Genomic DNA, 22,974 nt, shown 5'->3' with positions numbered 1-22,974 from the left:
TTTGTGATAATTTAAAATTAGAAATTAAGATTCATCCCAAAAACCATTTGTCTGCTTCTTGGATAAGGACTTGAATCAACCCCAGGTGTCAATGGATTTTTTCTTTTCGTTGACACTTCCGGATCAGAACCTGAGTAGTTTGTCCAGACAAAAACATTAGTTGCTGTCAGATAAAATCTTAATTTAGAAACTCCAAGTTTAGATGTAAACATCTGAGGGGCTGTATACCCTAATGTTAAAGTATTCAATCTTAAAAACGACGCGTCCTCAACAGCCCAATCAGTAAGAATAGCACTTCTCATATATGGCGACCACATCGTGGTATTAGCATTAAGAGCTGTTAATGCAGCAGGATCTGTTACTAACTGGCCAGAAACAGGATCTAAATTTGTCCATCTCTGTCCATCAGCCATAGTAGAATTTAAATTTTTGTACTTTCCTGAAGCAGTGGCTGTCGAAAACTCGATTTTATCAGCATTGTAGATGTCATTTCCAATACTCCAGTTAAAAGCTGCCATTAAATCAAAACCATAAGCATTTCCGTTGATAATAAAACCACCATAACTTTTAGGATTAACATTACCAATAACTGTTTTATCATTTATATCTACTTTACCATCTCCATTAACATCTTTCAATTTCATATCTCCGGGTTTAAGACCACTTCCGTCTCCTACTAGAGTGGTAGCAGTACTCATTACGCCACTTTTCAAAATATATTTTCCTCCCACAAAATCAAAGTCCGACACTTCGTATCTTCCATCATTTTTATAACCATACATAGACCCTAGAGAAGAATTAACCGCTACCTGATAATCATCTCCAATTTGTGAAGAAGCCCATCCTGTAGCCTGTCCAAAATTATCCATAACACCTAATGAGTTAATTTTATTCTTGTTTATTCCCATATTGAATGAAAAATTCAATCCGTATTTGGCTTTATCAATTGCAACAATATTTATAGTAGCCTCAAAACCTGTATTTTGTGTTTCACCCATGTTACGATATTGATAATCGTATCCGGATCCAGGAACTAAAAAGTTAATTAATAAATCACTTGTAATATTTTTATAGATATCAAAAGTACCGCTTAAGCGATTTTTGAAAAATCCAAAATCCAAACCAACATTTTGGGTAACTGTTGTTTCCCATTTCAATTCAGGATTAGGCATTGTTTTAGAAGGTGCCCAAATACTGGTAACGCCATTGATCCATGTTGTTGGTGTTGATTGAAAAATTTGAACTTGTTGTCCAACTGGTATGTTATTATTTCCTGCTTCACCATAACTGGCTCTTACTTTTAAAAGATTCATCCAGGTTTTATCTTTTAGAAAATTCTCTTCAGAAATTTTCCATCCCGCTGCAAAAGCCGGGAAATATCCCCAACGATTCTCTTTTAAAAATTTACTTGACCCATCTGCACGAAATGTAGCTGTTAATAAGTAACGGTTTTTGTAGTCGTAATTGGCACGTCCAAAAAATGACAATAATTTATCATCAGGGCTGTAATAATTATCTATTGATTGTGGTGTTCCTTGTGTTGTTAATTTTTTTGCCTGATCAAAATCAAAAAATACAGGGTATCCATGAATCGTATTCGTTACAGTATTAGAAGTATATTCAATACTTTCCTGTCCTAAAAGAGCACTCAAATGATGATTTCCACCCATTATTTTTTTGAAATCATAATTCAATGTATTTGCATTTCTAAAACGTCTGTCTTTAGTATCGCTCATAATCATCGCAGGCATATTTTGCAATGGTCCTACAGGAGCGTTAGCAATATAATAAGTAGTTAATCCGTAAAAACGATAATCCAGATTGTTAAAATTATCCAGACCTAAATCTACTTTCAATTTTAAATTTTCTGCAAGCTCCCATCCAAAACTACCTAACATATTATAGTTCTTACGAAACTGTTGACGATCATTGTCTGCAACAGATGTTAAAGGATTTATCAATACATCTGAACCGTCTCCGGATGTATCATCTGAAGTTAAACCTGGTACCGGAAGTGGCGCATAACCAACAATAGTACGCATACGTGAATCTGATGAAGATTTTTCGTTTTGCTCATTTACACCACCACCATCAATTTCAGTATCTGAATAGCGCACCGTAAAAGCGACATCAATCTTATCTGTTATTTTACTTTTTAAAGCCAGGGAAAGGTTGTTACGTTTATAATTAGAACCTATCATAATCGCCTTTTCATCGTAATGAGCATAATTAAAATTATAATTAAGTTTATCAGTTCCTCCTCTGATTCCTAAATCACGACTTTGCACCTCTCCAGTACGTCCAAAAATTTGTTTTTGCCAATCATCTCCTTTTAAACCTTTGTACATATCGTGATCTTGCCAATTTCCAAAATACTTGGTATATGAAGTTGGATCAGAAGCTACTTTTGTCCCTGATTGCGAAAGCAGCGCATACTCGTATTGCCATTTAGTATAATCTTCCGGCGATAAAACATCAATTTCATTGGCCATCTTTTTCATACCATAAAACATGTTCAGACTTACTGCCATTTTACCATCTTTCCCGCTTTTAGTTGTAATGATAATTACCCCATTTGCACCACGTGATCCGTATATTGCAGTTGAAGCAGCATCTTTCAAAACCGTCATAGAGTCAATATCAGATGACGAAATATCATTCATATTATTTATAGGAAATCCGTCCACAATAATCAAAGGCGAAGCATCCTGAGTAAGAGAACCACCTCCACGAACTCTAATTTTTATATCAGCATCGGGAGAACCCTCTGATGAGGTTACCTGTACACCTGCAATACGACCTGTTAAGGCTTCAGCAACATTTGCCACCGGTACTTTTTTCAAATCGTTACCTGAAATAGTAGAGACAGCACCTGTTAAATCGCTTTTTTTCACAGTTCCGTATCCAACAACGACAACTTCATTTAGAGCATTTGAATCTTCAGATAAAACAACATCAACTTTAGTTTTTCCGTCAACGGCCACTTCTTTGGTTTTAAAACCTATAAAAGAATAGGTTAATACAGCTTTTGAACTGGTAAGCTTTATTTTATAATGCCCGTCAAAATCTGTAGAAGTTCCATTTTTAGTTCCTTTTTCTAATATATTAACACCCGGTAAAGTGAGTCCTGCAGCATCTTTAACGGTTCCTTCAAGTGTTACTGTCTGCGCATTCATTTGATGGCTCGTCAGTAAACAAAATAAGAAAACAACTGCAAAGCAACAATTTGCTCCTTTGTTAAATAAATCTTTAAAATTCATGGTTAATTGTTTAAGTTATTAATTAGTTTTTTGTTTTTAAGTGGTTTTTTGTGGTCATTCTAAGTATGCTCTTTCAACTTTTATTTTACTGTTAAAGTTTCATTTCTTCAGTTATACTGTGGGAATTTGCTTTTTTTAGAATATCTGTAAAGCCAAATATTTCATTCAATAAAAAAGTTGTAATCGATTACACAAACATAAATATTTTTTTGATACAAAAAATTAAAACTCATAAAAATTTCCTAAAATAAATAAAATATCAAAAATAAAAGCACTTTTTTATATGACATATGTAATTTAAGTTGCAAATAAATATTAAATATATTTTTAATATTTCGAAATTTGTTGCGATTTTCGAATTAAAACAATCGATTACACTAAAAGTATTTGCAATATTATTAAGTGTTGTTTTAACATTTAAAAAAGATAAAAATTTAAAAAATTTTTACTAAAGTGATGAAGATTTAAAACAATATGAAAGATCATAGAACTAATACATTTCAAAAAACCAGTACTATTCCTACGATTAAAACTTTAACCTAAAAAAGAATTAGGAACATAACACAAAAAAGCCCCCAAACAATTTTGTTTAAGGGCTTCTGTTATTTTAAAGAAGAATCTACATGTTAAGCACGCTGAAGCTGCAGATTACTTTTATGTTTTTGCATTAAAACAAACGTAATAATCATACCAAGGACAGCCATTGCAACGCCAATAAGATTTGGGGACGCGTAACTATATCCCGCTGCCAAAGGTAATCCTCCCAGAAAAGCTCCCAAAGCATTACCAATATTGAAGCTTCCCTGCAATGCTGCCGAAGCAATCATTTCTGCATCTTTAGCAGTTTTAATCATTAACATTTGAATAGGTGCAATAACTGAGAAAGAAATCGCTCCGGTTAAAAAAGTAAGGAATAACGATATATATTGATTTGAAGAGAACAGATAAACCAAAATCAAATCAATTGACATTACAAATAATAAAGCTAATACTGTTGGTGCAGGCGAATATTTATCGGCTAGTTTACCGCCTAAAAAGTTTCCTACTACCATTCCCAAACCGGCTAGAATCAAAATATACGAAACATCCTCGGCAGAAAATTTAGACACATTTATCAATAAAGGTGCGATATAACTAATCCAGGCAAACAACCCACCAAATCCTATAGCGGTAATCCCGATGATTAACCAGGCTTCTGTTTTCTTAAAAAACAGTAACTGCGTTTTCATATTTACATTTTGATCTTTCTCCAGATTTGGCATCCATAAAGAGATAAACAAAAAGGTTAGCAAACCTACAACAGCAATTAATATAAAGGTATAACGCCATATAAAATTGTGTCCTATATAAGTACCAATAGGTACACCTATTAAATTAGCCAGTGTTAAACCTGAAAACATGATTGCAATTGCCTGCGCTTCTTTGCCTTTATCAGCCAAACGGCTGGCAACTACAGCACCAACGCCAAAAAAGGCTCCGTGTGGTAAACCGGAAAGAAATCTGGACGCGAATAAAAAATTATAGGTAGGTGCAATAATCGAAAGCGCATTAAAAACAGTTAACATCAAAGCTAATATCAGAAGCATTTTTTTTGGAGCAAGATTTCTCCCTAAGATTACTAATAAAGGAGCTCCAATAACAACTCCAATGGCATAAGCAGAAATTAAATATCCTGCAACGGGAATCGAAACATTCATATCTGAGGCTATATCCGGCAACAAACCCATCATAACAAACTCGGTAATACCGATTGTTAAACCTCCTAATGAGAGTGCAATAAGACTTTTTTTCATTTGTTTTTATAAGAAAGGAATAGATTTTCTATGGTGCAAATTTAAGACCGTTCTGCTTAAAATAAATTGTACATTTGTGATATAAACTTGTAAATTTAGGTTATGCCAAAATTAAATCAATTCAAAACCCTGGTTATTGATGAATTTGAAGATGAAAAATTTCACCTTCCACCACACACGCACACTTATTATGAAATTATTTATATAAAAAAAGGAAGTGGAGTCCATCACCTGAACAACAACTTGCTACCTTATAAATCGGGTGATCTGTTTGTGATTTCGCCAGAAGACGAACACTATTTTGACATAAAAAAATCAACCCGATTTTTCTATATTAAGTTTACTGACAATTATTTTAACTCAAAGCAAAACCTTACCTGCGATGAATTTTTAATTCATACTCCGGAAAGTTTCATGAGGGACAAAACACTAAAAGAAACGGTTCTAAAATTAGACGATCCCTGCAAAACAATATTAAAAAACACAATCGAAAATATTGCTGCCTATAACTGCAAAACCGATGTTTCGACCTCGCCTATTGTATTTTATCAAATTCTTTCGATTTTTGGATTAATCAAGGAAACTATGCGCGGTATGAATCTTGTCGTAAAAGGAAATTCTATCGATAACGAACAAATCACTTCATACATTCATCAGAATATTTATCAGCCAAAATTAGTTCAGATAAAAGTTATTGCGAATCATTTTAATATTGCCGAAACGTATTTTAGTGCTTATTTTAAAAGAACCTTTACAATTAATTACCGCGATTATATTCACAATCTAAGAACTACCTTAATCGAAAAACGAATTCACAACAATCAATTGCCTATTAAACAAATAGCATACGAGTTTGGTTTTACAGACGAAAGTCACTTATCTAATTATTTTAAAAAGAGAAAAAACATGAAACCAACGGACTTTAAAAAAACATAACATTCGAAATCTTAAATAAATAGCGGCTGTTAAAAAAAATATCTAAATTTGTATTATTAAATACCATTTTCATTGGCAAAAAAATTCCACATATTATTTCTGTTTATAACTTTTGGCTTCTTTATGATGTCAAATACGGGTTATGCATGTGGAAAAGCAGAAGAAAAAACTTCGTATGAAAAGAACACTACTTCAAAAAAGAATGTTGCTGATTCTTGTCAAAAAGACTGTTGCAAAAAAAATCAGAATTCTAAAAAAGACCAACATGGCTGCAACAGAAAATGTGATCATTCCGGTTGTACAACTTCCGGCCTACTCTATAGTCTGGTAACTGCAAATGAATTTGAGTTCAATAATAATCTATTCAATTTCTCATTTGAGAAAACAACTCCCTATTATAAAAACATCAGTATTTCTGATGGGTTTACTTCTATCTGGTTACCGCCAAAAATAAATTAATTCTATTTCTGACAGCCATAATTACGTTTTGCCAAAAGACATCAAGGTTCAAGAAAAAAAACAGTCCTTTGTATCCCTCTGTAACTTTACAGAGAATGACTTTTTATAAAGATTAAAATTATTTAACTTAGAGAAAAAAAATATTCTCTACAAAAACACATAAAATGAAAAAATCAATTTCAACTATAGCTGCAGCAATCGCCTTGTTATTTACTGCAAATTTCGTTCAGGCAAATACAATCAAAACAGAAACAACTGCAATCGAAGTTGCAGATTCAAGTCAATTGCAATCTGTTTATGATGCTTATTTTACAGTAAAAGATGCCTTAATTAAAAGTGATGCTAAGCTAACTTCAGCGAAAGCCACAGATTTATTGGCTGCAATTACTGCCATAAAAATGGATAAACTAAAAACTACAGAACACACCGCGTGGATCAAAGTGGTAAAAAAACTAACAGCTGATGCAAAAAGTATTTCAACTACAACAGATCTTAAAAAACAACGTGAGACTTTTAAATCACTTTCAAAAAACACATACGATTTAATTAAAGTTTCTAAATCTGATGTTGCCGTTTACAAACAATATTGTCCAATGGCAGATGCAGATTGGTTAAGCAAAGAAAAAGCAGTTAAGAATCCGTATTACGGTTCTTCAATGCTGACTTGCGGAAATGTGGTAGAAACTATTAAATAAATATGACTATCTACATCAAAAACATGGTGTGTGGTCGCTGTAAAATGGTTGTGAAGTCTGAGTTGGATAAACTCGGGCTTCAGACTGTTTCTGTTGAATTGGGTGAAGTAGAATTGCAAAATGACATTCCGGACAATTTAAAAGAAGTTTTACTTAAAAACTTACAAGATTTGGGTTTTGACTTTATTGATGATAAAAAAAGTAAGACTATAGAGAAAATAAAAAATCTTATTGTCGATTTAGTTCATCATAAGAACAATGAACTCAAAATTAATTTGTCTGATTATTTAGTCAAAAACCTCAACCAGGATTATAGCACGCTAAGTAATCTGTTCTCTGAAATTGAAAATACTACTATCGAGAAATATTTTATCAGTCAAAAAATAGAAAAGGTAAAGGAGTTATTACTTTACAATGAATTATCATTAAGCGAAATTGCCGATTTATTAAACTACAGTAATGTCGCGCATTTAAGCAATCAGTTCAAGAAAATCACGGGCTTTACACCTACGCATTATAAACAGTCGAAAGATAAAAAACGCATTCAGATTGAGAATTTATGAATCTGATTTCATAAAAAAAACGTGCTAAAATTTAGCACGTTTTCTATTTATCAGAATAATGTCCCATCGCAGAAATCACCACAACGGTAACCAGCTCTTCTTTAACTCTATATAAAAGTCTGTCTTTTTTATTTATTTCCCTTGACCATAATCCTGAAAGTTCATGTTTTAATGCCTCAGATTTTCCTACTCCTTCAAACGGATTTTCAATTAGTTCTTCTAATATCTTTGTAATCTTATTTATGCTGGAATGATTACCTGATTCAAATGTTTAGAAATATGCATTTGAGTTTCTGCAGTTATTTCAACCCTAAACTTCCCCATATATCATTTGGATCAAGTGTTATACTTTTAGATTTTCCACTATTATAATCTGCTTCTATCTTTTTTGTTTTTTCCACAAATTCAGGATTATATGGACTTTTTTCTTCTATTTCACACCTTTATTTGTAGCCGCCAACAACTTTGCAAGTTCAAGCAATGTTTTACCCGCTTTGGTTCGCTCGTTTATAGTTATCGTTGTCATAATCTTTATTTTTTATTATTACTAAGACACAAAAATCATGCTATTTTATTACGATACAATTCTGTAAGTAAAAATATCACTATTTTTGTATACCCCACAAAATCAACCACTTTGAATCCTGAGAATTTCTAAATCTTACAAATCATTCTCAAAATTATACAACCCGAACTAATAGTTACTTCGGAACTTTGCATTGTAATACTTAAAAAAATAGAAACAATGACTCATCAATATGTAATTTCAGGAATGTCGTGCGATGGATGTCGTAAGAAAGTCGAAAAAACTTTGAATTCGATAGAAGAAATTCAGGCCGAAGTAACATTAGATCCTCCGTTGGCCACTATAACAATGGAAAAACATGTTCCGACTGAAAAATTTCAGAAAGTCCTGTCCGAAGCCGGAAAATATACTATTGAGATGACTAATTCTAAAAAAACTTCAGAACCTGCAGCTAAATCTTGTTGTTCAGGTGACAACAAAGAAAGTCATACTGGTCATCATGATAAAAAAGAATCAATTGCATCACATAATCATAATGCAACTGGCGTTTATTATTGTCCAATGCATTGCGAAGGAGATAAAACATATAACAAACCCGGAGATTGTCCGGTTTGCGGTATGGATTTAGTGCAGCAAGTTGCCATTAATGTTGCGCAATTTACTTGCCCGATGCATCCGGAAATTGTTTCGAACGAACCGGGAGATTGCCCAATTTGCGGTATGGATCTGGTACCCATGCAAGCCTCTGAAAACCAAGAGAACAAAACCTACACCGACTTATTAAAGAAGATGAAGATTGCTGTTCTATTTACGCTTCCTATCTTTATTATTTCGATGTCAGAAATGATTCCTAATAATCCTCTTTTTAAAATAATGCAAATTGAAAACTGGAATTGGGTTCAGTTCTTATTTACCCTTCCGGTACTTTTTTACGCAGGCTGGATGTTTTTTGTTCGTGCCTACAAATCAATCATCACATGGAACCTAAATATGTTTACCCTAATTGGGATTGGAACTGGTGTTGCCTTTCTATTTAGTATTGCGGGAATGTTTTTTCCTGATATTTTCCCTTCTGAATTTAAATCGCATCACGGTACCATTCATCTTTATTTTGAAGCTGCAACTGTTATTATAACTTTGGTTTTATTAGGACAATTATTAGAAGCTAAAGCTCACGGACAAACCAATGGCGCCATAAAAGCATTATTGAAATTAGCTCCAACCGAAGCAACTTTGGTCGAAAATGGAAATGACAAAGTAATCTCAATCCATAATATTAAAAAAGGAGATTTACTGCGTGTAAAACCGGGAGAAAAAATTCCGGTTGATGGAAAAATTACTACAGGGGAAAGCAGTATCGATGAAGCTATGATTACGGGAGAGCCAATTCCGGTTGATAAAAAAGTTGACGATACCGTAATTGCCGGAACCATAAACGGAACAAAATCGTTTGTCATGATTGCCGAGAAAGTGGGTTCAGAAACTTTGCTTTCGCAAATCATACAAATGGTAAATGACGCAAGCCGCTCACGTGCTCCAATCCAGAAATTAGCAGATCGCGTGGCCAAATATTTTGTACCAACCGTTGTCATTATTTCCATAATAACCTTTTTTGTCTGGGCAAAATTTGGTCCTGAACCCGCTTACATTTACGGACTGATCAATGCCATTGCGGTATTAATTATCGCTTGTCCCTGTGCTTTAGGATTAGCGACACCAATGTCTGTAATGGTTGGTGTGGGAAAAGGTGCGCAAGTCGGAATCCTGATAAAAAATGCCGAAGCACTAGAAAACATGAGCAAAATTGATGTTCTGATCACAGATAAAACCGGAACTATTACTGAAGGAAAACCATCTGTAGAAAAAATCTATGCCGTAAATAATAATGAAGACAATTTACTGCAAAATATCGCCTCACTTAATCAACATAGCGAACATCCTTTGGCACAAGCCGTAGTTAATTTTGCCAAAGCTAAAAATCAAACGATACTTGAAGTTCCGGACTTTGAAGCCATCGCCGGAAAAGGAGTTACAGGAACTGTCAATAACTCAAAAGTAGCGCTGGGAAATAAAAAATTAATGATCCAGGTTGGCGCTTCTATCTCTGATGCTATCGAAAACAAGATTGCTGCCGAACAAAATCTAGGTAAAACTGTTTCTTATATCGCAGTAGATAAAATTGTTTTGGGTTATGTAACCATCACAGATGCGATCAAAGAAAACAGTAAAAAAGCCATCAAAGAGTTAATCGATCAGGGCGTTGAGGTCATTATGATGACGGGCGATAATGGCAACACTGCCAAAGCTGTTGCGGATCATTTACATCTAAGCTCGTTTAAAGCTGATTGTCTTCCTGAAGATAAACTAAAAGAAATTCAGCGTTTGCAAGCCGAAGGCAAAATTGTTGCCATGGCTGGTGACGGAATCAACGACGCTCCTGCTTTGGCGCAAGCCAATATTGGAATCGCAATGGGAACCGGAACTGATGTCGCCATAGAAAGCGCCAAAATTACTCTTGTAAAAGGAGACTTGAACGGAATTGTAAAAGCTAAAAAACTAAGTTATAATGTGATGAAAAATATCAAACAGAACTTGTTCTTTGCTTTTATATATAATGTCTTGGGCGTTCCCATCGCAGCAGGTATTTTATACCCGGCATTCGGGATTTTGCTTTCACCAATGTTAGCGGCGTTAGCCATGAGTCTGAGCTCAGTTTCAGTAATTGTAAACGCTTTACGATTGAGAAATCTAAAACTTTAAAAATCAATATGAAACTATATACTATACTAATTGCCTTTTTGCTTGTTTTTAGTGCAAACGCTCAAAAAGTAGTTCGTTACGATTTGCACGTTCGCGATACGATTGTCAATTTTTCAGGAAAAGAAAAACGCGCTCTTACAGTCAACGGACAAATTCCGATGCCAACATTGACTTTTACCGAAGGTGATATTGCCGAAATTTATGTGCACAATGATTTAAAAAACGAAGATACTGCGCTGCATTGGCACGGGTTATTTTTACCAAATAAAGAAGACGGAGTTCCGTATTTGACCCAAATGCCAATAAAAGCAGGAACAACGCATAAATATTCTTTCCCGATTATCCAGAACGGAACGTATTGGTATCACAGCCATTCGGGTTTGCAGGAACAAATAGGTTTGTACGGACTTTTTATCATCAATAAAAAGAAAGACGATACTACTTTTAGAAAAGGGATTGACGATTTGCCAACTATTCCGGTTATTTTAAGCGAATGGACGGATTTGAAACCGGAGAATGCCCAACGAATGCTGCACAATGCCAACGATTGGTTTGCCATAAAAAAAGGAACTACTCAAAGTTATGCCGAAGCAATTAAGCACGGTCAGTTCTCGACAAAAATCACGAACGAATGGAAACGTATGAATGCCATGGATGTGAGTGATGTTTATTATGAAAAATTCCTGATTAACGGAAAAAATGAAGATCAGCTTTCACAATTTAAAGCAGGTGACAAAGTACGATTGCGAATTGCAAATGGTGGCGCTTCAAGTTATTTCTGGCTGACTTATGGCGGCGGAAAAATAAAAGTTGTATCCAGCGACGGTAATGATGTTGAACCTGTAGAAGTCGATCGATTAATTATTGCAGTCTCTGAAACCTACGATGTTGTGGTTACGATTCCGGAAGATCATAAAGCCTTTGCTTTTTTGGCTACAGCCGAAGACAGAACCGGATCAGCTTCTTTATTTCTGGGAGAAGGAACAAAACAGACTGTTTCGCATCTTCCAAAATTAAAGTATTTTGAAGGAATGAAAATGATGAACGGCATGATGAAGATGAACGGTGAAATGAATGATATGGGCATGAAGATGTCTTTGAACAAAATGGACATGAATGCTGTAATGTATCCTGAAATTTCCGGCAAAGACAAATCTATGAACATGGAAAATCACGCAGGTCACAATATGGAGGGCATGAAAATGGAGGATATGAAAATGCCAACTGATACTACAGAAACTGCCGAAATTACAACTCTGAATTACGGAATGTTAAAATCACCGACCCAGACAACGCTTCCAAAAGATGCACCTGTAAAGGAATTACGTTTCGAATTATCAGGTAATATGAATAGATATGTTTGGAGTTTAGACAATAAAGTGATTTCTGAAACGGATAAAATCTTAATCAAAAAAGGTGAAAACGTCAGGATTGTATTGTACAACGGATCGATGATGCGTCATCCAATGCATTTACACGGACATGATTTTAGGATTCTGAATGAACACGGTGATTATTCTCCGCTTAAAAATGTAATTGATATTATGCCAATGGAAACCGATACTATCGAATTTCAGGCGAATGCTGATGGCGACTGGTTTTTTCATTGTCACATCTTATATCATATGATGGCGGGAATGGGACGTATTTTTAGTTATGAAAACTCAGCTCCCAATCCGTTGATTCATGATCCGAAAATGGCGTACAAAATGCTAAAAATGGACGATCGAATGTTTCATTTTATGGCCGAAAATGATTTTGCGTCAAACGGAAACGATGGAGAAGCAATGTTAGGCAACACACGTTGGAGCATTGGTACGGAATGGAGATTAGGCTATAATGACAAACACGGTTATGAAACTGAAACACATATTGGCCGATACATAGGCAAAATGCAATGGTTCATGCCTTTTATAGGTTTTGACTGGCGTTACAGAAAAATGGGAATAGACGAACAGGAACAAAATCTTTTTGGACAAACCAATACCAAAGACAATCGTTCGGTTTTTAGTGCTGGTATCGAATATACTTTGCCAATGCTCGTAAAAGCACAAGTAGAAGTTTTTACAGATGGAAACGTGCGAATAAAATTTGAAAGAAAAGACATTCCGCTTTCAAGACGTTTGCGAATGAACTTAATGTGGAATACAGATAAAGAATATATGGCGGGTCTAAAATATGTGGTTGCCAGAAACTTTGGGATTACAACACATTATGATAGTGATATGGGGGTTGGGTTTGGATTGAATCTTAATTATTAATTGTTTTGTAAACCATATACAATTGGATTACAAGCATAAGAAACAAAACCGGCTCCTAAAAAAGAGAAAGCTAGAAAAAAACCTGTTCTAAAAATCAAGTGACAAAGACAAAAAATGTTGCGCTAAAAAATAATCGTAACACGTATTTAAACAAAAAGGCTTCGAATAATTTGAAGGCACTGAAAAAGTAACCGTTTATCAAAAGAGGCTGTTTTCAAATACGAAAACAGCTTCTTTTTCTTTGATATCCTCGGATAGATGACGAAGAACACTTTCGTACAGACGATTCTCAGAGCCTCCATTTTATTTATAAAATTACCTTTTTAACTTTAAAGGACTTTTTCAGTGCCCTCAATAATTTCGAAGCCTTTTTTATGTTTTTTTTTCGCGACGAATTTTACTAATTTTCACGACAAAAAAACTATGCATCTAACTTTGAAAAAGTTATCCATTCAAAAATCTTTTTAATCCCTTTGATCAGTGATGAAAAAGAAACTATTTCAGCCTCACACTCCATTCAAAATCCATTTCAGAAACCTGAATGCCTTCTTCATTTGTTCCTATGGATTTCATCCAGAACGTTTGCCCCTCGCCCGTTGCAATTGTCTGTTTAATAGCATCGGCTATTAAATGTCCATCGTTACAAACGAATGTTATTCTTCCGGTTGCTTTTTTAGTAAAGTTTCCTTTATTATTGGCTACCAGCATCGAGATCTTTTTTCCGCTTTGCTGAATTTGGGAGATTACCAAAGCTCCTGTAGTTAACTCTGCTGCCATTGCCTGAACAGCAAAATACATCGAGTTAAAAGGATTCTGATTAATCCATCTGTGTTTTACACTTACCACGCATCTATCTTCGTCGATTGCCTTTACACGAACACCGCAAATGTATGCAGATGGTAATTTGAATAATACAAATTTGTTGAGTTTAGAAACTGATATTGCCATGATATTTATTTTTTTATGTAAAAATACAAAAAAACTATGCATGCACAATAACTTACAATTACTTTCCAAATACCTCAATAAAATCAAGTCTTCCGAATGATTTTCAGAACATTATAAGTTGATTTCAAATTTTAACTTTGTTAAAATTATGTTAATTTTAGGTACTATGCAAAACAAGATACTGTCTTTTAGATATATATTTGCATAAGAAAATACTATATACTTTTAATCATGGCAACAACAACACCACTCATCATGGAAACAACATCAGAAAAAAACATTGCAGCGTTTACGCATTTAAGCACTTTAAGCCAGTATATCATTCCGTTTGGGAACTATATTTTTCCAGTATTATTCTGGACAAGTTACAAAGACAAATCAGAATTTGTAAATCACCACGGAAAACAGGCATTGAATTTTCAATTAAGTATTTTGCTTTATACTTTAATTTTAGCCTTAATTGCAATACCCATCTTTCTAACTGTTTTTTTACAAAACATTCCTTTGGAAGCCGTTTTTAACGACGAAGATTTTATCATCAGAAATTTTAATTTTCAAGGAAACATCACATTATTAAGTATTGGGGCAACGGCAGTTTTACTTTTTGGATTATTAAAATTTGTTGAATTCTTTTTAGTGATTTACGCTTCGGTAAAAGCTTCAAACGGAGAATTATATAAATATCCGCTTACGATTCCTTTTATAAAGTAATTAGAGAAACGCTCAGTGTGACATAAAAAATTAAAAGTTATAGTTGGAACTTTTCAGGCAATCAACAAGAATAGTTTCGAAATCAATCATCAATCAATCATCATCAATCAAAAAACGAATTGTTCAATCTAAAAAAAACAAAATGAAATTATGAACATTGAAAACACAAAAGCACAGATGCGCAAAGGTGTTCTTGAGTTTTGCATCTTATCAGTATTAAAAGAAAAAGACGCATACACATCAGAAATATTAGACACTTTAAAAAACGCAAAATTACTAGTTGTTGAGGGAACTGTTTACCCACTTCTAACCAGGCTGAAAAACGACGGTTTGCTCAATTATAGATGGGAAGAATCGACATCAGGACCACCACGAAAATATTATGGATTAACCGAAATAGGACAAACATTTTTAAACGAACTTAACGGTACCTGGACAGAATTGTCTGATGCTGTAAATCTAATCACCAATCAAAATCAATAAGTCATGAACAAAACAGTAAATATTAACTTAGGCGGTATGGTCTTTCACATTGATGAAGATGCATATTTAAAATTGACACGCTATTTTGACGCTATAAAACGATCACTAAACAACTCGTCTGGTCAGGATGAAATTATTAAGGATATCGAAATGCGTGTTTCTGAATTATTAATCGAGAAACAAAAAAGCGACAAACATGTTGTAGGACTGAAAGACGTTGAAGAAGTGATTACAGTTATGGGGCAACCCGAAGATTATATTCTTGAAGACGAAGAAAAAACAAATCAGTCTTTTAATGATTATGGTAACAGAAAACATAAAAAATTATACCGTGACAAAGAAAAAGGTATGATTGGTGGTGTTGCAACCGGATTAGGTCACTACTTTGGAATTGATGCTGTCTGGATAAAAATCTTATTCTTAGTATTTGTTTTTGCAGGTTTTGGAACTGGAATTTTAGCTTATTTCGTTCTTTGGATCGTAACTCCGGAAGCGGTTACAACATCAGAAAAATTAGAAATGACTGGTGAACCGGTTACTATTTCGAACATTGAAAAAAAGGTACGTGAAGAAATTGAATCCTTATCTGATAAATTTAAAAACGCAGATTATGATGCAATGGGAAACCAGGTAAAGTCAGGAGCTGAGAGAATAAGTAGTTCATTTGGAGACTTTATTATGACTGTTTTTAAAATCTTCGCTAAATTTTTAGGCGTAATCTTAATCATGTCAGGACTAAGTATTTTAATCATGTTATTGATTGGAGTTTTTACTCTTGGAACTAATATCTTTATTGATTTCCCTTGGCAAAACTTCGTTGAAGCAGGAAACTTTACAGATTATCCTCTATGGTCATTTGGTTTATTAATGTTCTTTGCTGTTGGGATTCCGTTTTTCTTTTTGACACTTTTAGGTTTCAAATTGTTATCTCCAAACTTAAAATCAATTGGCAATATAACAAAGTATACTTTATTAGCCATCTGGATTATAGCAGTTGCCATTACTATTAGTATTGGAATTAAACAAGCGACTGAAATCTCATACGACAATAGATCACTAGAGAAAAAAATACTCAATATTAGTACAAAAGACACATTATTTGTAAAATTCAGATACAACGATTATTATGCAAAAGATCTTAATCATCATAGAGAATTTGAGTTAGTACAAGATTCAGCAAACAATCAATTAATCTACTCAAACGATGTTCGCTTGCATGTTTTGCGCACTGATGAAGCCGCTCCTTATATACAAATAGAAAAAACGGCAAGAGGAAATTCATTGTCATCTGCGAAACAAAGGGCGGAGAAAATTAACTACAAATATCAGATCAACGGAAATCATTTAGTTTTGGATAATTACTTCCTTACTGATGTAAAAAACAAATTTAGAGGTCAGGAAGTTGATGTATATTTATACTTACCTGAAGGTCAGTTATTCAAACCAGATGCTTCTGTACAAGATTATGATGACTCAGAAAATGATTTTTTCAACTTGCACTTTAGCGGTAATTACAATTATAAAGTTGAAGGTTCAAAAATTAAATGTCTGAATTGCCCATCAAATGAAAATGACTATAATGATTCAGATGAGGAAAACGTAATTGAAAATGACAGCGTAAACGAAGTTTCAATTAAAATTAACGGAAAAGAAGTTTTAAACGGAAAAAAAACTAACGGCAGATTAACCACTGACAAAAACGGAGTTATAATTAAAATTAACTAAGCCATGATAAAAATAATCATTCATATTACGAAATTTCTTATTGCAACTATTACTGCATTATTGTTTGCCTCTTGTAATTTTAATGTGAACTCAATTGAAGGAAGCGGAAATGTTACAACTGAAAAACGAATCGTTAACGGAGATTTTACTAAAGTATCCGTAAGTAATGCCATCGATTTAGTAATTATACAATCAGATTCAACAGAAATCGTCGTTGAAGCTGATGACAATTTACAGAAAGAAATTATTACTACTGTTGAAAACGGAACTCTAATTGTAAAATGCAAATACAGCTCTTTTAGGGATATTACTAAGAAAACTGTAACTGTAAAAATGCCAAAAATCAACAAGCTGGAAGCATCAAGCGCTTCTAATCTGGTAAGCAAAGGGCTTCTTCAGGGCGAGGATATTGATATCGAAACTTCAAGTGCAGCGTCAATAGATATTAATTTGGAATTTGATAATATTTCTGCTGATTCCGGAAGCGGAAGTACAATTGACTTAAAAGGAAAAGCATTAAGGCTCAAAGTTGCAGCATCTAGCGGTTCCGGCATAAACGCCAGTAAATTATTTGCAAATGAAGTTCATGCAGAGGCTTCAAGTGGTGCAAGCGTAAATGTGCACCCAATTGTAAGTTTAAAAGCGGAAGCCAATAGTGGAGCAAGTATTAATTACGACATTACACCTAAAACAATAGAGAAAACTTCGAATTCTGGAGGAAGTATCAGCCAGGGATAAACCCTATTAATCTGTTAAATATAAAAAAATCATTCATCGAAAGTGGATGATTTTTTTATATTTGTGAAAATCAAATCTAGAATTAATGAAAAAGAATACAGCCTTACTCCTATTATTATTGGTTACGACGCTAACTTTTGCTCAAAGAAGAGAAAAAATAAAAGGATCTAAAATCGTAACTACTTCCGTAAAAGAAGTAGGGGAATTTGATGGTATTGAAGCCGATGACAACTTGGAAGTTTACCTGGAAAAAGGAGAAAAAAACGAAATCAAAATTGAAGCCGACGATAATTTACATGATATTATCGGAATGGATTTAAGAGAAAAAGTCCTTCGCTTATACACTTCAAAAGAAAGTACAATTTATAAAAAACTAATCGTACGTGTTACTTATACCAACTCACTAAAACAAGTAATTGCTAAAAATGACGCTGTGATTTATGCGATACAAGAACTTCAGTTAGAGGATATCACTTTTAATACTTTTGATTTTTCGAAATTATTCCTGAATGTAAATTCAAAAAAATTCACATTATTTGCTGATGACAAATCCAAAACCGAATTGAATTTAAAATCAGAAGACGCTAATTTACAACTAAGCAAAAATGCGTCAATTAAAACATTAGTATCAGCAATAAAATTCAAATGCGATTTGTACCAGAAAGCTGTTGCTAATATTGAAGGAATTGCCGAAAAAGCAACGATTCGGTTAGACAACAATTCAATCTTTACAGGAACAAAATTTACTTTGAAAGAAGCTAATGTTACCGCTGAAAATTATGCAATTGGATCAGTTTTGGCAGATACTACAATTTCGATCGCTCTTGGAGACAAAGCAGAGCTTTCTCTTTTTGGAAGCCCGGCCATTACCCTGACTCGTTTTTCTGAAGAAGCAAAACTGATTAAGAAAATTAAGTAGTTTTTTTAGTCACATTTTTCAGTCTCAGTTTATAGTCACAGTTTGCAGTGAGATCGCTTACAAAATAAAAAGTCCCAATCGATTTAAGATTGGGACTTTTATTTTATAGTTCTGTTCACATTTAAATAACTGAAAACTGAGAATGAAAACTTACTCTTTTGAAGCTAAATATCTCTCAGCATCTAATGCAGCCATACATCCTGTTCCGGCAGCAGTAATTGCCTGACGATATACATGATCAGCAGCATCTCCCGCTACGAAAACACCATCAACATTTGTTTTAGATGTTCCGGGAACGTTTACAATATATCCTGTTTCATCAAGAGTAATATAATCTGCAAAAATATCTGTATTTGGTTTGTGTCCAATGGCTACGAAAAATCCTGTAGCAGGAATTTCAATAACTTCACCTGTAGTTTTGTTCAACGCTTTAATTGCGTGTACTACTTGTTGGTCACCTAATACTTCAATAGTATCGTGGTTCAATAAAATTTCGATATTTTCAGTTTTACGAACGCGTTCTTCCATAATTTTAGAAGCCCTGAATTTTTCGCTTCTTACTAACATCGTTACTTTTTTACAAAGTTTAGATAAGTAATGTGCTTCTTCACAAGCAGAATCTCCAGCTCCAACAATTACAACTTCCTGGTTACGGTAGAAAAATCCGTCACAAACAGCACAAGCAGAAACTCCGCCACCCATTTGCAAATAATGTTGTTCTGATGGTAATCCTAAATATTTAGCAGATGCACCTGTCGAAATAATAACAGTTTCGCAGTGTAATTCGATAGAATCGTTAATCCAAACTTTTTTAATATCTCCTGAAAAATCAACTTTAGTAGCCCAGCCATCACGAATATCTGAACCAAAGCGTTTTGCTTGCTCTTGCAATTGAATCATCATTTCAGGTCCTGTAACACCATCAACATAACCAGGGAAATTTTCCACTTCATTTGTCGTAGTCAATTGACCGCCAGGTTGCATTCCTTGATATAAAACTGGATTCATATTTGCTCTGGCTGCATAAATAGCCGCAGTATAACCTGCTGGACCAGAACCAATAATTAGGCATTTAATTTTTTCGATTGTATCTGACATAATATGTATAGTTTTAAGTGATGCAAAGGTAAACTTTATTATAAAAAACTACCATCAAATCAAATCCTAAATAACTATCTCAAAATAAGTTTTATTTATTTTAATATTTTTCTTTTGTAATTCGAATTTATTACTATCTTTGCATCCGCTTACGGGGTGTAGCGTAGCCCGGTTATCGCGCCTGCTTTGGGAGCAGGAGGCCGCAGGTTCGAATCCTGCCACCCCGACAAAAGTCTTTTCATCTTCTTGAAAAGGCTTTTTTTTTTGTATAAAACTGAAAATCAATTCAAAAACAATTCCGTTTCAAATATAGACCGTGGTTTCAACTATGGGAAACGTTTTATGATAATGCATCATAAATAATATATTTGTAAAAAATATTGCGCCCAAACGGTTGAAACCGTTGGCTATGTTTGAATATTACAAACAAGAAGCATGGTTATAATAATCCACTTGAAATCGAGAAAACCTTGGCATCAAATAAAAAAACTCTGATGACATTTGATCTTCAGAGTTTTTTTTAAGATTTTCCAGCAAAAATCTACCTTTATTATTTACTTCTCAGTAGCAATATAGGCAGGATATGATTCACGACTAGGCAAATCAAATTTTTCATCATAAGGTTGGATCCCATCGCCATTACTGAATAATGCTACACGTTTTACACCAGTTGCCGTACTGCCGCCAATACCATTGACAACATTTTGAATATTACCAGGACCTGCAAAACGGGTGATACACATTTTTTCGAGTTTTACATTTGGACTATTCGGTATTTCAAAACCATTTTTCTTGTTTACGATTTCACCATTTCCTGTAAAAACTGCGTAAGACCCCATTCCTATACTGTGATGTTCTTTGACTGTATTTGCTACTTTGAATGCTGCATAACCATCAACCCTTCCATCCTGACTACTCCAGCTTGCCTGATTTGGAGCATCGTACGGCGGTTCGTTTTGAAAGAAAAAAGTCCTGCCTCGTTCTCCTAACCACAACACTTCATATTCTTGATAATGTTCTGCAAATAAAGCATAAAGTGTAACATCATCACCAACAACAATAAGTCCGTTTTTACACCTGTCTCTTGCCCAACGAACATCTCCGCCTTTTTGTGAACCATGATCGGCACGCCAAAACCAGAAATGATCCCCGACTACATTGTTGCTGTTTATTTGCATAGAAGTTTGTATCTGAATATTTTTTGACTGAACTCCTCCTACTCTACAAGTAATATCTGTAAGCAAGATAGGATCTGCAGAATGGTCAGCATTTGCGCCTTCGTCACCAATTCTAACTTGATACGTTGTACTGTTGAATGAATCCATAAGAAGTCCGGCAATGATAATTCCGTCTTTGTCGTCAGCAAAAATACATCCCCAAGTATTCTTTTCAGTAGGCTCTAAAGTTACCGAAGCTATTCCGGCACCCAGAAGTATTGCATCTTTTTTATTTACCTGAATAGGAGCATTCAACGCATAATGCCCTGGTGTAAAAAATATATTTTTACCGGCTTTTAGCGCATTATTGATTTCTACATCAGTGTCGCCTTCTTTGGCAACATACCAATCCATAAGCAAATCCTGAATTTTACCTTTGCCCATATCTGTTGCAGACCAGGAAACCCCCACTCTATCCTTTTGCCATGCGGGAACAAACACTTTGTATTCGCCATCATTATCAATAAAAAGAAAAGGTTTTTCTCTGATAATAGGTGTCACAGGAATTGGAGAATTGGCATCATCTGCTTGTGGAGGATTCACGCAGCCTTGCCAAACCATATTGTATGAACCGCCCATAGCTCCTGAGCCTGAAGGAAAAACAGCATTCCTGGTGTACCATTGTTGTTGTCCGCCCCAGTCTGGTCTTGTTGATGTATAATGAGTATCAGCAATAAAACCACCGCTGCCCCAGAAGTTAGTGTCACCAATATCCGAGATATATTTAGAAGCACTTTCAATCGACATTCTTCGTGCACTGGTAGATTGAGAAACTGTCCAGGCAAAATCTCGCATTACAGCCACATTTTCAACAGAACGCCAAAATGTACATGTAGCATTTGCTCCTCCCGAAAGGTGAGGCCTTGTAAATATAGAACCCAACTTTACATCTGATGGTACTTTGCCTAAACCTCCAATATGAGAATAGAATCCTAATTCTATTGAATTAGCAGTCGCCGATGATGCGGAACCCGATCCACCGGAATCATACGTTTGACCTTTAATATTAGCTTTAAAATAATAGGCCTGACGTTTTGTAGTAAACTCACCATTTGATCCGCCGAGACCAATAGCACCAAACTGCGAATTAATTTCGTTTCGGGCAGTTTCTGCTTTTTCATATTTTCTATCGTAGAAATACATATTGTCACCAAAAATTTGATTCTCCAACGAAATTATTAAGGCTATATCATTGCGGGTAACTTTATAATAGTTCTCATATTTATCTGCGTTTGGCTTATTGTCTGTAAATGTCAATTTTGAAGTCGAGCCAAGAGCAATAAAATCTGATGCCAAACGACTGCCTGCTTTTGTAATTACATAATTTCCTGAAGTACCAAATGCCGGCCATGATAATACTACGTTATGTTTCTTCTTGTTGTAAACAATCTTGCCTTGTATCTTATTGTCTTGTTTTTTTTCATCTGATAAATTTGATGTTATAAAACTGCATAGAATCAACATAAACGCAAATGCTGTAAATATTGAGATTAACTTTTTAATCATAAATAATCTTTTTGGGTTTGATAATAGTATCGTTTTAAGAATCCCAAAATAGCAATAATCTTTGACCTATCTGTCCGTTTTTATTCTCAATTTTCTCATCAAAAACTATACAAAGCCTCAATTTATCTTGTAATAGCAATGCTAAAAGTTAAAAACGAAATGATAAGAGATTTGTAATTGTAAAAATTACAGACGGAGACTTTTATTAAAGAAGAGAAATTGATTTAAGAAAAGAGCATTTCATTCAGATCAATTAACATTCAAAGAAATACCATTGCACTTAATCGGATAGGAGCCTAGGGATTAATTCCCTAGGCGACCTTCCACACCACCCGGCATACGGATCCGTACCAAGGCGGTTCTTAATTTACGATAC

At 34.4% G+C, this 22,974-nt stretch carries 18 protein-coding genes and 1 tRNA gene; 12 read left to right on the top strand and 7 right to left on the bottom strand.

Annotated features, from left to right (window positions below):
* Positions 1-17: 17 nt before the first annotated feature.
* Complete coding sequence (locus ACQKCJ_RS10870; RefSeq protein WP_427402014.1) at positions 18-3,260, bottom strand: SusC/RagA family TonB-linked outer membrane protein; 3,243 nt, start codon at positions 3,258-3,260, stop codon at positions 18-20.
* A 626-nt stretch (positions 3,261-3,886) separates the two neighbouring features.
* Positions 3,887-5,053 (bottom strand): MFS transporter, encoded by a 1,167-nt coding sequence (locus ACQKCJ_RS10865; protein ID WP_271335268.1) that lies wholly within the window; start codon positions 5,051-5,053, stop codon positions 3,887-3,889.
* 102 nt (positions 5,054-5,155) lie between these two features.
* Here ACQKCJ_RS10865 and ACQKCJ_RS10860 point away from each other — a divergent pair, with 102 nt between their 5' ends.
* The 4 genes from ACQKCJ_RS10860 (at position 5,156) to ACQKCJ_RS10845 (ending at position 7,706) form a co-directional block, all read left to right on the top strand.
* On the top strand, positions 5,156-5,989 hold the full coding sequence (locus ACQKCJ_RS10860) for an AraC family transcriptional regulator (protein ID WP_271335269.1): 834 nt from the start codon (positions 5,156-5,158) through the stop codon (positions 5,987-5,989).
* 123 nt (positions 5,990-6,112) lie between these two features.
* Positions 6,113-6,448 (top strand): hypothetical protein, encoded by a 336-nt coding sequence (locus ACQKCJ_RS10855; protein WP_271335270.1) that lies wholly within the window; start codon positions 6,113-6,115, stop codon positions 6,446-6,448.
* A gap of 164 nt (positions 6,449-6,612) precedes the next feature.
* On the top strand, positions 6,613-7,143 hold the full coding sequence (locus ACQKCJ_RS10850; RefSeq protein ID WP_271335271.1) for a DUF3347 domain-containing protein: 531 nt from the start codon (positions 6,613-6,615) through the stop codon (positions 7,141-7,143).
* 2 nt (positions 7,144-7,145) lie between these two features.
* Complete coding sequence (locus tag ACQKCJ_RS10845; RefSeq protein WP_271335272.1) at positions 7,146-7,706, top strand: AraC family transcriptional regulator; 561 nt, start codon at positions 7,146-7,148, stop codon at positions 7,704-7,706.
* Positions 7,707-7,749: 43 nt separating this feature from the next.
* Here ACQKCJ_RS10845 and ACQKCJ_RS10840 read toward each other — a convergent pair whose 3' ends face one another.
* Positions 7,750-7,917, bottom strand: coding sequence for a Txe/YoeB family addiction module toxin (locus ACQKCJ_RS10840; protein ID WP_427402071.1), 168 nt, complete (start codon positions 7,915-7,917; stop codon positions 7,750-7,752).
* 88 nt (positions 7,918-8,005) lie between these two features.
* Positions 8,006-8,107 carry a hypothetical protein gene (locus ACQKCJ_RS10835; protein ID WP_414655385.1) on the bottom strand — a complete coding sequence of 34 codons (102 nt, stop codon included), beginning with the start codon at positions 8,105-8,107 and terminating at the stop codon, positions 8,006-8,008.
* 344 nt (positions 8,108-8,451) lie between these two features.
* Here ACQKCJ_RS10835 and ACQKCJ_RS10830 point away from each other — a divergent pair, with 344 nt between their 5' ends.
* Together ACQKCJ_RS10830 and ACQKCJ_RS10825 are read left to right on the top strand one after the other, a co-directional pair.
* Positions 8,452-10,992 (top strand): heavy metal translocating P-type ATPase, encoded by a 2,541-nt coding sequence (locus tag ACQKCJ_RS10830; protein ID WP_427402013.1) that lies wholly within the window; start codon positions 8,452-8,454, stop codon positions 10,990-10,992.
* An 8-nt stretch (positions 10,993-11,000) separates the two neighbouring features.
* Positions 11,001-13,253, top strand: coding sequence for a multicopper oxidase family protein (locus ACQKCJ_RS10825; RefSeq protein ID WP_427402012.1), 2,253 nt, complete (start codon positions 11,001-11,003; stop codon positions 13,251-13,253).
* 495 nt (positions 13,254-13,748) lie between these two features.
* Here ACQKCJ_RS10825 and ACQKCJ_RS10820 read toward each other — a convergent pair whose 3' ends face one another.
* Positions 13,749-14,201, bottom strand: a complete 453-nt coding sequence (locus ACQKCJ_RS10820) for a DUF4442 domain-containing protein (RefSeq protein WP_271335275.1) — start codon at positions 14,199-14,201, stop codon at positions 13,749-13,751.
* Positions 14,202-14,432: 231 nt separating this feature from the next.
* On the opposite strand from ACQKCJ_RS10820, the gene ACQKCJ_RS10815 reads away from it, so the two are divergent.
* The 5 genes from ACQKCJ_RS10815 to ACQKCJ_RS10795 all read left to right on the top strand — a co-directional run bounded on the left by ACQKCJ_RS10815 (position 14,433) and on the right by ACQKCJ_RS10795 (position 18,777).
* On the top strand, positions 14,433-14,912 hold the full coding sequence (locus tag ACQKCJ_RS10815; RefSeq protein WP_271335276.1) for a DUF4870 domain-containing protein: 480 nt from the start codon (positions 14,433-14,435) through the stop codon (positions 14,910-14,912).
* 150 nt (positions 14,913-15,062) lie between these two features.
* The gene (locus tag ACQKCJ_RS10810) at positions 15,063-15,395 is read left to right on the top strand and encodes a PadR family transcriptional regulator (RefSeq protein ID WP_213259014.1); all 333 of its coding nucleotides are present in this window, start codon (positions 15,063-15,065) and stop codon (positions 15,393-15,395) included.
* Positions 15,396-15,398: 3 nt separating this feature from the next.
* Complete coding sequence (locus ACQKCJ_RS10805) at positions 15,399-17,120, top strand: PspC domain-containing protein (protein ID WP_427402011.1); 1,722 nt, start codon at positions 15,399-15,401, stop codon at positions 17,118-17,120.
* 3 nt (positions 17,121-17,123) lie between these two features.
* Complete coding sequence (locus ACQKCJ_RS10800; protein WP_271335278.1) at positions 17,124-17,858, top strand: head GIN domain-containing protein; 735 nt, start codon at positions 17,124-17,126, stop codon at positions 17,856-17,858.
* 85 nt (positions 17,859-17,943) lie between these two features.
* The gene (locus ACQKCJ_RS10795) at positions 17,944-18,777 is read left to right on the top strand and encodes a GIN domain-containing protein (protein WP_427402010.1); all 834 of its coding nucleotides are present in this window, start codon (positions 17,944-17,946) and stop codon (positions 18,775-18,777) included.
* 150 nt (positions 18,778-18,927) lie between these two features.
* Here the strand turns inward: ACQKCJ_RS10795 and trxB are convergent, their stop codons facing one another.
* A complete protein-coding gene (gene trxB / locus ACQKCJ_RS10790) occupies positions 18,928-19,875 on the bottom strand; it encodes a thioredoxin-disulfide reductase (protein WP_271338734.1) in 948 nt (315 codons plus the stop codon).
* A 152-nt stretch (positions 19,876-20,027) separates the two neighbouring features.
* Here trxB and ACQKCJ_RS10785 point away from each other — a divergent pair.
* Positions 20,028-20,102 (top strand) — tRNA-Pro (locus tag ACQKCJ_RS10785).
* Between the two features lie 327 nt (positions 20,103-20,429).
* Here ACQKCJ_RS10785 and ACQKCJ_RS10780 read toward each other — a convergent pair.
* The gene (locus ACQKCJ_RS10780; protein WP_427402009.1) at positions 20,430-22,598 is read right to left on the bottom strand and encodes a hypothetical protein; all 2,169 of its coding nucleotides are present in this window, start codon (positions 22,596-22,598) and stop codon (positions 20,430-20,432) included.
* Positions 22,599-22,974 lie beyond the last annotated feature (376 nt).

It is taken from the genome of Flavobacterium sp. NPDC079362, assembly GCF_050267765.1.
Taxonomy (GTDB): Bacteria; Bacteroidota; Bacteroidia; order Flavobacteriales; family Flavobacteriaceae; genus Flavobacterium; species Flavobacterium azizsancarii.
The sequence above is the reverse complement of the archived record's forward strand: the minus strand, read 5'-3'. Positions and strand labels throughout refer to the sequence as shown.

Coding starts and splice junctions, on each gene's coding strand:
- ACQKCJ_RS10870 (WP_427402014.1), bottom strand. CDS start 3,260: ATGAATTTTAAAGATTTATTTAACAAAGGAGCAAATTGTTGCTTTGCA.
- ACQKCJ_RS10865 (WP_271335268.1), bottom strand. CDS start 5,053: ATGAAAAAAAGTCTTATTGCACTCTCATTAGGAGGTTTAACAATCGGT.
- ACQKCJ_RS10860 (WP_271335269.1), top strand. CDS start 5,156: ATGCCAAAATTAAATCAATTCAAAACCCTGGTTATTGATGAATTTGAA.
- ACQKCJ_RS10855 (WP_271335270.1), top strand. CDS start 6,113: ATGATGTCAAATACGGGTTATGCATGTGGAAAAGCAGAAGAAAAAACT.
- ACQKCJ_RS10850 (WP_271335271.1), top strand. CDS start 6,613: ATGAAAAAATCAATTTCAACTATAGCTGCAGCAATCGCCTTGTTATTT.
- ACQKCJ_RS10845 (WP_271335272.1), top strand. CDS start 7,146: ATGACTATCTACATCAAAAACATGGTGTGTGGTCGCTGTAAAATGGTT.
- ACQKCJ_RS10830 (WP_427402013.1), top strand. CDS start 8,452: ATGACTCATCAATATGTAATTTCAGGAATGTCGTGCGATGGATGTCGT.
- ACQKCJ_RS10825 (WP_427402012.1), top strand. CDS start 11,001: ATGAAACTATATACTATACTAATTGCCTTTTTGCTTGTTTTTAGTGCA.
- ACQKCJ_RS10820 (WP_271335275.1), bottom strand. CDS start 14,201: ATGGCAATATCAGTTTCTAAACTCAACAAATTTGTATTATTCAAATTA.
- ACQKCJ_RS10815 (WP_271335276.1), top strand. CDS start 14,433: ATGGCAACAACAACACCACTCATCATGGAAACAACATCAGAAAAAAAC.
- ACQKCJ_RS10810 (WP_213259014.1), top strand. CDS start 15,063: ATGAACATTGAAAACACAAAAGCACAGATGCGCAAAGGTGTTCTTGAG.
- ACQKCJ_RS10805 (WP_427402011.1), top strand. CDS start 15,399: ATGAACAAAACAGTAAATATTAACTTAGGCGGTATGGTCTTTCACATT.
- ACQKCJ_RS10800 (WP_271335278.1), top strand. CDS start 17,124: ATGATAAAAATAATCATTCATATTACGAAATTTCTTATTGCAACTATT.
- ACQKCJ_RS10795 (WP_427402010.1), top strand. CDS start 17,944: ATGAAAAAGAATACAGCCTTACTCCTATTATTATTGGTTACGACGCTA.
- trxB (WP_271338734.1), bottom strand. CDS start 19,875: ATGTCAGATACAATCGAAAAAATTAAATGCCTAATTATTGGTTCTGGT.
- ACQKCJ_RS10780 (WP_427402009.1), bottom strand. CDS start 22,598: ATGATTAAAAAGTTAATCTCAATATTTACAGCATTTGCGTTTATGTTG.